At 58.8% G+C, this 12,302-nt stretch carries 9 protein-coding genes and 1 pseudogene; 8 read left to right on the top strand and 2 right to left on the bottom strand.

Going from position 1 to position 12,302, the window contains the following annotated elements:
- Position 1: 1 nt before the first annotated feature.
- From AYM40_RS26390 to AYM40_RS26355, 8 genes and pseudogenes are all read left to right on the top strand, one after another.
- A pseudogene (locus AYM40_RS26390) lies at positions 2–1,156 on the top strand (efflux RND transporter periplasmic adaptor subunit); the annotation flags it as partial.
- A gap of 81 nt (positions 1,157–1,237) precedes the next feature.
- Entirely contained in the window at positions 1,238–2,797 is a 1,560-nt protein-coding gene (locus AYM40_RS26385) for a DHA2 family efflux MFS transporter permease subunit (RefSeq protein ID WP_063499103.1), read from the top strand.
- Positions 2,798–2,992: 195 nt separating this feature from the next.
- Positions 2,993–3,559: a TetR/AcrR family transcriptional regulator gene (locus AYM40_RS26380; RefSeq protein WP_063499102.1), complete on the top strand. Its 567-nt coding sequence runs from the start codon at positions 2,993–2,995 to the stop codon at positions 3,557–3,559.
- 165 nt (positions 3,560–3,724) lie between these two features.
- On the top strand, positions 3,725–4,150 hold the full coding sequence (locus AYM40_RS26375; protein ID WP_063499101.1) for an organic hydroperoxide resistance protein: 426 nt from the start codon (positions 3,725–3,727) through the stop codon (positions 4,148–4,150).
- 221 nt (positions 4,151–4,371) lie between these two features.
- Complete coding sequence (locus AYM40_RS26370; protein WP_148662303.1) at positions 4,372–5,136, top strand: alpha/beta hydrolase; 765 nt, start codon at positions 4,372–4,374, stop codon at positions 5,134–5,136.
- Positions 5,137–5,463: 327 nt separating this feature from the next.
- The gene (locus tag AYM40_RS26365; RefSeq protein ID WP_236721094.1) at positions 5,464–6,147 is read left to right on the top strand and encodes a TetR/AcrR family transcriptional regulator; all 684 of its coding nucleotides are present in this window, start codon (positions 5,464–5,466) and stop codon (positions 6,145–6,147) included.
- 306 nt (positions 6,148–6,453) lie between these two features.
- Positions 6,454–8,577 carry a 3-hydroxyacyl-CoA dehydrogenase NAD-binding domain-containing protein gene (locus tag AYM40_RS26360; RefSeq protein ID WP_063499098.1) on the top strand — a complete coding sequence of 708 codons (2,124 nt, stop codon included), beginning with the start codon at positions 6,454–6,456 and terminating at the stop codon, positions 8,575–8,577.
- 19 nt (positions 8,578–8,596) lie between these two features.
- Positions 8,597–9,775 (top strand): acetyl-CoA C-acyltransferase, encoded by a 1,179-nt coding sequence (locus tag AYM40_RS26355; RefSeq protein WP_063499097.1) that lies wholly within the window; start codon positions 8,597–8,599, stop codon positions 9,773–9,775.
- A 223-nt stretch (positions 9,776–9,998) separates the two neighbouring features.
- On the opposite strand, the gene AYM40_RS26350 is transcribed toward AYM40_RS26355, so the two are convergent.
- Entirely contained in the window at positions 9,999–10,523 is a 525-nt protein-coding gene (locus tag AYM40_RS26350) for a DUF302 domain-containing protein (protein WP_063499096.1), read from the bottom strand.
- 216 nt (positions 10,524–10,739) lie between these two features.
- Complete coding sequence (locus tag AYM40_RS26345; protein WP_063499095.1) at positions 10,740–12,296, bottom strand: DHA2 family efflux MFS transporter permease subunit; 1,557 nt, start codon at positions 12,294–12,296, stop codon at positions 10,740–10,742.
- Between the last annotated feature and the right edge of the window lie 6 nt (positions 12,297–12,302).

The raw sequence follows: 12,302 nt of genomic DNA, 5'->3' as shown, positions 1-12,302 counted from the left end.
TATGAGCACCCCACAGCAACATCCCGCCAGCGCAAAGCGGGAGGGCAACCGCAAGCGCAAGCTCATGATGACGCTCGTGGTCATCGTAATCCTGGTCGCGGCGATAGCCTACGGCGTCTATTACTTCCTCGTCGCGCGCTTCCATGAGGACACAGATGACGCCTACGTCAACGGCAATATTGTGCAGATCACACCGCAAGTGACGGGCACGGTCATCGCGGTCAACGCCGACGACACCCAGACAGTGAAGCAAGGCGACGCGGTCGTCGTGCTCGACCCAGCCGACGCCCGCATCGCGCTTCAGCAAGACGAAGCCACCCTGGCGCAAACGGTGCGCAGAGTACACGGCCTGTATGTCGACGACGACCAATATCGCGCGCAGGTCGCGCAACGGCAATCAGATCTGTCAAAAGCGCGGGATGATCTGCGGCGACGGCTGGCCACCGGAATGGCTGGTGCCGTCTCGCAAGAGGAAATTTCGCACGCACGCGATGCGGTGAAGTCGGCACAGGCTGCGCTAGACGCCGCCCAACAGCGGCTCGCGTCGAATCGCGCGCTGACCGCTAACACGACGATCGATAACCATCCCGACGTACTCGCGGCTGCCGCGAAGGTTCGCGATGCGTATTTGGCCGCGGCCCGCAACACACTGCCTGCCCCCGTGACGGGCTACGTCGCCAGGCGAACAGTACAGGTCGGTCAACGCGTATCGCCGGGCACCCCACTGATCTCGGTCGTGCCGCTTCAGCAGATCTGGGTCGACGCAAATTTCAAGGAGGGGCAACTCAAGCATATGCGGGTGGGTCAGCCGGTCGAACTGACCGCCGACAAGTACGGTTCGTCGGTCATGTACCACGGAAAGGTGGTCGGCTTCTCCGCCGGTACAGGTTCCGCGTTTTCATTACTGCCCGCCCAGAACGCAACCGGCAACTGGATCAAGGTCGTGCAGCGGCTGCCGGTAAGGATCGAGCTCGATCCAAAGGAACTCGAAAAACATCCGCTGGCCATCGGCCTATCGACGGTGGTAGACGTCAATATCAAGAATGAAAGCGGTAGCCCGCTCAGCAACATCGAGAACACTGTCTATCAAACCGACGTATTTGCGAAGTACGGCGATGAAGCCGATACGAAGATCGCTCGCATCATCGCCGCAAACAGGTAGGGGATCAGTGACGCAGGCAATGCAAGCAGACGGGTGTCTTTCACAACGATGCGCCGCTTTCAACCGGGATGACCTATGACAACTCAATCAACGCCCCACCCTCCGTTGACGGGAGGCAAACTCTTTCTCGGCTCGCTCAGCGTGGGTCTCGCGGGATTCATGACCGTGCTGGACTCGTCGATCGCGAACGTCGCCATTCCGACAATTTCGGGCAACCTGGGCGTATCCATTGACGAGGGCACCTGGGTTATCACCGTGTTCGCCGCGGCGAACTCCGTGTCGATTCCGCTGACCGGGTGGTTGACACAGCGCGTCGGCCAGGTGAAGCTTTTCGTCGGATCTATTCTGTTGTTCGTGCTGTCGTCGTGGCTGTGCGGGATCGCCTGGTCGTTGCCCGTGCTACTGTTCGCACGCGTGCTGCAAGGCGCGGTAGCGGGGCCCCTGATTCCCATGTCGCAAGCACTATTGCTTAGTTCCTGGCCTAAAGACAAGTCTTCGTTTGCGCTGTCAATCTTCTCCATGATCGCGGTAACAGGTCCGATTGTCGGACCCGCGCTCGGCGGCTGGGTCACAGACAGCTATAGCTGGTCGTGGATCTTTTACATCAACATCCCGGTCGGGATATTCGCCGCAGCCACAGTCTGGAGCCTCTATCGCGAGCGCGACACGCCGACCAGGAAACTGCCCGTCGATACAGTCGGCTTGCTGCTACTGATCACCTGGGTGGCGTCGCTGCAGGTGATGCTCGACAAGGGCAAGGATCTCGACTGGTTTACGTCGACGACGATCGTCGTGTTGACCGTCGTCGCGCTGACCAGCTTCGCGTTCTTTATCGTGTGGGAACTCACGGAGAAGAATCCGATCGTCGACCTCACATTGTTTCGGCAAAGAAACTTTCTCGGCGGGACGATTTCGATCGCGATCGCCTACGCGATCTTTTTCGGCACGCTCGTGTTGCTGCCGCAGTGGATGCAAACCTACCTCGGCTACCGCGCACTCGACTCGGGTCTCGCCACCGCGCCGATCGGTGTTTTCGCATTGATTGGGGCGCCGATCATGGGAAAGATCCTGCCGCGTACCGACGCACGCATTCTTGGTACGTTCGCGTTCATCGGTTTCGCGGGCGTCTACTACATGAGATCGTTCTTCATCACCGGCATTGACATAGGACACATCATCCTGCCGACGTTGCTCCAGGGTATTCCGATGGCCCTGTTCTTCGCTCCGTTGACGGTAATCATACTGTCTGGACAACCGCCTGAAAAAGTACCCGCGGCGGCCGGTCTTTCGACTTTCGCACGGGTGTTTGGCGGTGGCGTTGGCACATCGCTGGCGAATGTCGCATGGAACAACCGCACGATCCTCCATCACGAGATATTGACGCAGCAGACCAGTCCCACCAACCCGCTGTTTAACCAGCAACTGGATGCCTACCACTCCTTCCTGGGGCTCGATTCGGGATCTTCATATGCGCTGTTCAATAGCGTTGTCGACAAAGAGGCCGCAATGATGGGCCTGAACGATGTCTTCTATGCGTCGGCCATCATCATGATCGTCATCATTCCGCTGATCTGGCTCACGAAGCCAAGCGGCGGTGGCGGGGCCGGTGCGGCCGCCGCAAGCGCCGCACATTGACGCGCGCCCTCCCGCACATTCGCGGGCGGGTCACATGCAATCGGGCTGGCGCGCTCAAGCCGAGCGCGTCTTTGACGCATAACCCAGGAAGATTGGGACGTATTGATGACGGCTGGTCGCATACGGTATCGCAGCGGTGGAACCGGCTGAAATTCCCACTTGACAGTCTATCTATTAATAGATAAATTTACGTCCATGATGACCACACCGACCGTACGCGAGCAAGTTGTCCACCACGCTATCACGCTGATGATGCTGCGCGGTTACAACGGCTTTAGCTATCGGGATCTGTCTGAACTAGTGGGCGTGAAGACTTCGAGCATCCACTACTACTTTCCATCGAAAGACGACCTGGTGCTCGAGGCAGTGAGCGAGTACAGCAATCAGGTGTTCAACGACATTCATGCGATCGACGCATCATTGCCGGCCGACGCAAAGCTGGCCAAGTACACGAAGAAGTTTGGCAGGATTCTTGGCGGCGGCGATCAAATCTGTCTATGCGGGATGCTCGCCGCCGACATTGGGTCACTACCGGACAACATTCGACATGCGGTACAGGCCTTCTTCAAGGCCAACGAGAACTGGCTGGCCAAGGTGCTCGCACAAGGAGCGAAAGAGGGAACGCTAGCGGTCAACGGCAAGCCGGAGAGTGCCGCTCGGACGCTATTCGCCGCGTATCAGGGCTGTGTGCTGGCGAGTCGTTTGTTTCAAACCAAAGCGCGCCTGGAAGACGTCGAAACCGCGTGGAAAATCATGAAGTAACGCAGCACCGAAGGCCGGTTGCCTCCATGCTCATTTATCCGCAAATCTATCTACTGGTAGATTTGCGACGAAACAGAAACTGAACCCCATTGTGCGGGGAATTACGCACGATATTTTATCTAGTAATAGATAGAAACCAATAACTGTCCTTTGAGGAATCACATCATGTCTATCGAAAATGTTCTCTACCGTGCCCATGCTCAAGTCACTGGAGGCCGCGACGGCCGTGCGCTCGTGCCCGAAAGCAAGCTCGACCTCAAGTTGACCACTCCGCGTGAGCTCGGGGGCGCAGGCGGCGAAGGCACCAACCCTGAACAACTCTTCGCCGCTGGCTACAGCGCGTGTTTCCTGGGTGCAATGAAGTTTGTCGCGGCACAGGACAAGATCGCAATCCCGGCTGACGTTTCGATTAACGGTAGCGTAGGCTTCGGCGCTATTCCGAACGGCTTTGGTATCGAGGTTGAACTGAAGATTTCGCTGCCCGGCATGGCACGCGAAGCCGCTCAGGCGCTTGTCGACAAGGCCCACGCTGTCTGCCCGTATTCGAACGCGACGCGCGGCAACATCGACGTTACGCTCACGCTCGCCTAAGGAAGCGCGGCCAACGCCAAAAGAATTTCCGCGACGAAAAATCGCCCGGCTCGATGACGGGTTCGGTGCGGCGGTTTCGCAAACGGTCGAAGCACCGCCGTTCGAACAAAAATCCCATCTCTGCAAGGGGTCAAAGCGCTAACCGGATATCCATGGGCGCGTTGACCTCGAGATGGTTGATTGAAACTCTGTGCAGAACAAATGTCATGAAGAAGCTTTACATGATTGCTGCGATCGCAGCTACGCTGATGTATGGGACTCTCCAGGTTGCCTCGGCGCAATCCGAATCACCGGAGACGGGCGTCAAGAACGTGGTTGTGGTGCACGGCGCATTCGCCGATGGCTCCGGCTGGGAGGCCGTTTCCAAGATCCTCAAGAAGGACGGTTACACGGTGTCGGTAGTACAGGAGCCAGAGACGTCGTTAGCCGACGACGTCAAGTTTACGCAGCGGATCATCGATAGCCAGCCAGGGCCTGTGGTTCTCGTCGGCCACAGTTACGGCGGTACCGTCATCACCGAAGCTGGCAACGATCCGAAGGTCTCTGCGCTGGTGTACATCGCCGCGTTCGCGCCCGACGCTGGCGAGAACACGGCACAGCTCGAGCAATCCGTGCCGCCGGCTATCAAAGGGATCAAGCGCACTGACGACGGCTACTTTTTCATAGACCCGGCAGTGTTTGCGGCTGACTTCGCTGCGGACGTTCCAGCGGCTAAGGCTAAATTCATGGCTGATTCGCAGGTTTTGATCTCCGCCAATTCGTTCACGTCCAACGTCACGTCTCCAGCCTGGAAGTCGAAACCCAGTTGGTACATGGTAGCGGCCGCCGATCGAGCGATCAATCCGGACCTGGAGCGCAAGATGGCGAAGCGCATGAACGCCAGGACGATCGAGGTCAATTCGAGCCACGTGGCCTACATCTCTCATGCGAAGGAAACGGCCAAGCTGATCGAGCAAGCTGCCGCCTCCGTCCCGGCCAATCAATGACGCGACGCGAGGGCGAGAAACTTGTTGACCAGATCGACGACAACTCGCCTGCGGCTTCGCAAAGCTCAACGTGAAGAACGTTGTTGCCCAGTTGGTTGATCACCTCCTCCACGGCCCGCTATTTGTGGCGCTTGCCAACCAGCGTCTAGCCGTCGCACGGCCTCGTTCGTGCGACGGCTTTTTCGTCATTTGTGGTGGCTTCTCCGGATGCCGTCATTTATATCTACCATCTATCTGGTTGGCACAGCGGTCCGGCCGGCGATGCGTTGCGCGCGTGGAATTCGCACGCCTATAATTGGCTGCCTTCGACGACCTTTGACCAATACCGTGAGTCCGAAACCCTCAAGCGAGACACCTGCGCCGTACCACCATGGGAATCTTCGCAATGCCCTGATCGCCGAGGGCCGTACGGCATTGGAAGAAATTGGCGTCCACGAGTTGAGTTTGAGGTATCTCGCCCGTGCGGTAGGCGTATCAGAAGCCGCCCCCTCCCGGCATTTTGCCGGCAAGGAAGGTCTGCTGGCCGCGATCGCAGCCGATGGATTCATGGAACTTGCCGCCTTGAGAACTACGATCCAGGCACGCGACGAGCCTGCGATGGCGAAGGCATACCGGATGATGCGGACCTATGTCGAATTCGCGCAGCAGCACAAAGGACTGTTCGACTTGATGGTCGGGCCGCGCATCATCGTTCGCAAATGTTATCCGGAACTCGTCGAAGCAGGCCTGAAATCGTTCAACTTGTTCGCATCATCGGTTCAGGATGCAGCGCTGGAAAGCGGCTGGCAAAAGCGCGCCCTTCCGCTAGTGACCCACGCGGCCTGGAGCATGGAGCACGGGCTTGCCACTTTAATTCTCTCCGGCCGGGCACCTCAACTCGGGTATTCAGTTCGTATCGATCAGATGATTCATTTTTCGATCTCCATGTTTCTGAGTGCCATTGCTGCCGGTCCGTCGCATCTTGAAGCGTGGATCCGTCTTCCAGCCACACCCACCAAAACCGAAGCGTAGGCGGGTCGATTCGCCGGCCTGGCGTTCGTGCTGGCAATCGTCATTCATTCTTGCGCATTTGCGAGGCGGCGTGGGTCTCTTGCGCCGATCACGCATACCTCCTGGATTGCTTCGTGCCGATACATCAGCACTTTCATCTCGGCCGGCCAGACCTCGTAGCCTGACGCGTTGAAACAGGATTCACCGCTTGCATATTAACGCCTCAGCAGCCACTATGTACACAGTGATAACACCTAGTGACGCCGGGCAATTGACGATTCCACAATCCAGTCTGAGATCCCTTGAACAGAAGTCCCGGAGACATACATGGAACTCGGTGAGTCAGCCGCCTACGTCAGGCGCGAGGTGCAGGCGAGAGTCCTCATTGCAACAATAACCAACCCGCCGGTCAACGCCCTCGGCGCCGATGTCCGGCGCGAACTCGTCGCTGCGATAGAAGCAGCGGAGGCCGACGAAACGGTCGAAGCCGTCCTTCTCGTCGGCGCCGGCAAAAACTTCATTGCTGGCGCTGATATCCGCGAATTCGGGAAAGCACCTCGACAACCATCGCTGCCCGAAGTCTGCGAGCGAATTGAACAGTGCCAAAAGCCGGTCATCGCGGCAATCCACGGCGTTGCGCTTGGCGGCGGGTTGGAAATCGCCCTGGCAGCGCATTATCGTCTGGCCGTCGCGGGTGCCCGGATGGGCCTCCCGGAAGTACATCTCGGCCTGCTGCCCGGCGCGGGCGGCACACAGCGCGCCCCACGCCTGATTGGCGTACCCGCGGCTCTAGATATGATGCTGAGTGGCCGGCAGATCGACACCGAGGAAGCGCTCGCGATTGGCCTCATCGACCGGATCGCAACGGGCGGCGATGCATATACGCACGGACTTGCGTATGCCCAGGAGCTGCTCTCCTCGCGAGCGCCTGTGCGACGCACGCGCAACGCAGATCGGCATTTGACCGACCGCGACGCGAGCCGCGCGGCCATAGCCGCAGCGCGCGCCGACACGGCAAAGAAGACGCGCGGCCTCTTCTCGCCGCTAAAGATTGTCGAAACCGTCGAGGCCACGCTCGAGCAATCCTTTGAACAAGGACTACTGACGGAAAGGAACCTGTTCGCTCAATGCATGGCCAGTCCGCAGCGGGCAGGCTTGATTCACGCGTTCTTTGCCGAACGGGAAGTCCTCAAGGCTCCCGAGACGCGTGATGCAAAACCACGGCCGTTTGCCCACATTGGGGTAGTGGGCGGCGGCACGATGGGCGCAGGGATCGCGGTCGCTGCGCTCGACGCAGGTCTGCTGGTCACGATGATCGAGCGCGACGACGCTTCGCTGGCAAGTGGTCGCGCCAATATCGCGAAAGTCTACGACGGTCTGATCGCAAGAGGCCGCATGTCCGAACAGGACAAGGAGAATCTGCTTGCGCGCTGGACCGGCGGCACGACTTATGACGCGCTAGCCACTGTAGATATTGTGATCGAGGCTGTCTTCGAAGATATGGCAGTCAAGCGGGCAGTGTTCTCCGAACTGGATCGCGTATGCAAACCCGGCGCAGTCCTCGCGACCAACACGTCCTACCTCGACGTCAACGAGCTCGCGGCCAGCGTTTCGCGTCCGGGCGATGTGATCGGTCTTCACTTCTTTTCTCCCGCCAACATCATGAAGCTGCTGGAGGTGGTCGTACCGAAACAGGTCAGCGCCGATGTCGTCGCGACCGCCTTCGCACTTGCCAGCAAGCTGCGCAAGGTCCCGGTGCGTGCAGGCGTATGCGACGGTTTCATCGGCAACCGGATACTCGCCAGGTACCGTACTGCCGCTGACTACATGATGGAAGACGGTGCGTCGCCCTATCAGATCGACAAAGCCATTCGGGAGTTCGGGTATCCGATGGGACCTTTCGAGGTCTCTGATCTGGCAGGTGGCGACATTGGCTGGGCCACGCGCAAGCGCCGCGCCGCAACGCGCGCCCCCGACGAACGCTACGTCCAGATCGCTGATCGCCTTTGCGAGCGCGGCCGGTTTGGGCAAAAAACGGGGCGAGGCTTTTATCTATATCCGAACGGTTCTCGAACCGGTAGCGTCGACCCGGAAGTCGAGGCGATTGTCGAAGCCGAGCGTCAACGCGCCGGCATTTCCCCGCGCACTTTCACAAACGACGAGATCATTCGGCGCTATATGGCAGCGATGATCAATGAGGGGGCGAACGTCGTACACGAGCAAATTGCTCTGCGCCCTCTGGACGTCGACATAATATTTCTTTCCGGATACGGGTTCCCGCGGCATCGCGGCGGCCCCATGAAGTACGCGGACTCAGTCGGACTCAAAACCGTGGTCGACGATATCCGTGAATTCGCAAAGGAAGATCCGGTTTTCTGGAAACCTTCGCCGTTGCTCGCTCAGCTCGTTGAAAGCGGTGCGGACTTCAGCAGCCTCAATCAATACGCTTGACCTCAATACAGGACCGAAAATGCGACAAGCTGTCATCGTTTCTACCGCGCGCACACCATTGGCCAAATCGCATCGCGGCGAATTCAACATTACGCCCGGCCCCACGCTTGCCTCATTCGCCGTGCGGGCTGCCGTCGAACGTTCCGGCATCGATCCCGCCATCATCGACGATCTGATTCTTGGCTGCGGCTATCCCGAAGGCATTACCGGGGGCAACATCGCCCGTCAAACCGTGATTCGCGCCGAACTGCCAATTTCCATCCCGGGTGCGACGATCAATCGCTTTTGCGCGTCAGGGCTCCAGGCAATCGCCGTTGCCGCTGGCCGCATCGTCGTTGACGGTGCGCAAGCTGTCATCGCGGGTGGCGTCGAAAGTATTTCTGGAATCCGGGCACGAACCGGCACGAATGATCTCGATCCCTGGATCGTTGAACACAAGCCGGACCTGTATCTCCCGATGATCGACACGGGAGACATCGTTGCCGCGCGTTACGGCATCACTCGCGAGGCACAGGACGAATTCTCGTTTGAAAGCCAGCGCAAGACCGCAGTGGCACAGCAAGCAGGGAGGTTTACCGACGAGATCGTACCGGTGACTACCACGATGGCCGTCAAGAATAAGGAAACGGGCGAAATCAGCCATCGTTCCACGACCATTACCGCCGACAACTGCAATCGTCCTGGAACCACCATGGACGCGCTTGCAAAACTCGAACCTGTCAAAGGTCTTGATAAGTTCGTCACGGCAGGCAACTCGTCACAGCTTTCGGATGGCTCATCAGCGTGCGTGATGATGGAGGCAAAGGACGCAGAGCGCGCCAACCTCACACCGCTAGGCGCATTTCGCGGATTGGCCGTGGCTGCCTGCGAACCGGACGAAATGGGCATCGGCCCGGTGTTGGCCGTGCCGAAACTGCTGAAGCAGCACGGTCTTAAGGTTGATGACATTGACCTCTGGGAACTCAACGAAGCATTTGCGTCGCAAGCGCTCTACTGCCAGCGGCAACTCGGAATTCCATCTGAACGCCTGAACGTGAGCGGAGGAGCAATCTCCATTGGCCATCCTTTCGGCATGACAGGCGCACGCATGGCCGGGCATGTCCTCATCGAAGGTCGCCGTCGTGGCGCCAAATACGCGGTCGTCACAATGTGTATCGCTGGCGGCATGGGCGCAGCAGGCCTCTTTGAAATCTACTGAGGCGGTGGCAAGTCATGGATCTTGATCCTTAGTCCCGACGAGGAGGAGGACAAGGACTCGCGCGATGCTGTGCGAAACAGGGGATAGTGACCCGACCGGAAGCTTCAGTCTGACGGCATCCCCTGCCCACGTTCACGCGGCACGTGGGCGAAGCGCCGGTGGCCTTCCACCAGGTTCGTCCACCTTGGCGCCATTCTTGTCGGCATGGAGCCCGGGTGTTCCATCACCCCAGGTCTTTCGTCCCAGCTGCCTGGGATGCATCCTTGATTGCATGCTCCACCACCAGGAAAAGCTTTTTATCGAGGTCGCGTGCTGTTTCGTCGATTTCTGCATTGTCGCAAACATCGAGTAGAGACGATGGCTTGTCATACTCGATGCGAACGCGATTCTCCTCATCTTCATAAGCAATGAGCGTTAAAGGAACATACTGGCCGGCACGTACGTCGTGCTTAGTCATCTGGATCGCTACCAGAGGGTTTCCCAATATGAACCGGATGGCCTTCTTGCTTTTCCCGACCATGTTGAGCGCGCGACCGTGGTCAAGAGTAAAAAAGATCATTAACCCTTGATCCCCCTCCATGCCTTGAATCGCGGCCGCCGCTTCGCGAGGCTGCCCCATCAGGGCGGCAATTGCTGCCTGATCGAATCGCCCGAGTCTTTCCCGAAAGCTTTTGACAAAGCCTTCAAAATTTACGTCGGTATCGATCGTGACGCGAACTATTTGCCTTTGGGTTTCAGATGTCTTCATTTTGACCTCCTTCGAGATTGCATTGGGTTAATACACAACTAGAAATTCACCTATCGGAGCATCAGCTCCCCATCGCATCCAGCGGGCAAAGGAACCCGCGGCGACGCGCATTCGACCCTAAGCAGGCGGCGTCGCCTTCTCCCTGCCCTGAACCTGGCCGCGACGCCCTGTGTCCGGAATCGCTCCTTATGCATCGGGCCATGGCTCATGGACTGATTAGTGCGCAGCGGCTGCCGCGTCGCTCGCCCCGGCCGTCTTTCGCGGCTTTGTAATCCAGATCAGGGGAATGATCACGATCATGATCAGCGCCGAACCATAGAAGACGTCGTTCAGGCCCATCATTGCCGCCTGCGCCTGGACCGTCTGATCGAACAGCGCGTACGACGCTCCCCGCCCCAATCCCAGCAGCGAGTGATATGCGCCGATCTGCTGCGTGAACATGGGATTGGTCGGACTGGACTGCTGGGTGAGAATTTCATGGTGAAGGATGGTCCGGTTATTCCACACGACGTTTGCCAGCGACGTGCCGATTCCCCCAAAAAACATCCGGAAGAAGGTCGACAGACCCGCTGCCGCAGGCACTTTCTCCGGCGGCTGGCCCGAAAGGATAATGGTCGTCAGCGGTGCGAAGAAAAGCGCCATCGGGATGCCCTGCAGCAGCGTCGGCAGGATGATGTAGCCTTCGCTCAGGTCCGTGTAGAAAAACGAGCGCATGTAATACACGATCGCAAAGCCAATGAAGGCGCAGGTGCCGAGAATCCGCGCGTCGGTGCGCGGCAGGATCTTGCCCATGATCGGAGCACCGATGACAGCAAAGATGCCGAGCGGCGCCGTTGCGAGACCCGCGTCCACGGCCCGGTAACCGAGATACTCCTGCATCCATTGAGGCAACAGCACCAGCGTACCGAAGAAGATACCGTAGGCCACGGCGATCGACACCGTCCCGCCGAGGAAGTTGCGCTGCTTGAATAGCGTCAGATCGACGATGGGACTCTTGTCCGTCAACTCCCAGATGACGAAGAGCACCAGGCCCACGGCGGCAACGATTGCCAGGATGATGATCGTATTCGACGAGAACCAGTCAAGGTCCTTACCCTTGTCCAGCATGACCTGAAGCGACGCCACCCAGGTGATCAGGAGTCCCAGGCCCACTTTGTCGACTGGCAGTTTCTTCTTTGGGGTATCGCGATCCCGGTAAAGCACCCAGACCATGCTCGCCGAAAGCAGCCCGACTGGAATATTGATGTAGAAGATCCACGACCAGCTGTAGCTGTCCGTCACCCATCCCCCCAGGGCCGGCCCAACGATCGGGCCCGTGACGACGATCATCGAGAATAGCGCCAGCGCCAGCGCCGACTTGGCCTTTGGCCATGAGCTGAGCAGGAGCGCCTGCGACATCGGAATCAGCGGACCGGCTACGGCGCCCTGCAGCACGCGCGCGAGCAGCAGGATCGGCAGCGAAGGCGCGATCCCGCAAAGCCAGGACGCCACGACGAACAGCAGGATCGAGCCGATAAACAGCCGGACCTGGCCCAGGCGTTGCGTCAGCCAGCCGGTCAGCGGAATCGCGACCGAGTTGGCGGCGGCAAACACCGTAATGACCCACGTGCCCTCGTCGCCCGATACGCCGAGATTACCTGAGATCGTTGGAATCGCGACGTTGGCAATCGACGAGTCAAGCACCGTCATAAAACCTGCGAGTCCCACACATAAGGACCCCAGGGCTAATTTTGTCCCCGTCAGAGGGGGGTGATTCGGTTGGCTGGTAGACATGGCAAT

It is taken from the genome of Paraburkholderia phytofirmans OLGA172 (assembly GCF_001634365.1).
GTDB lineage: Bacteria > Pseudomonadota > Gammaproteobacteria > Burkholderiales > Burkholderiaceae > Paraburkholderia.
Note: the sequence above shows the minus strand (reverse complement) of the source record. Positions and strands in the feature narration are given on the sequence as shown.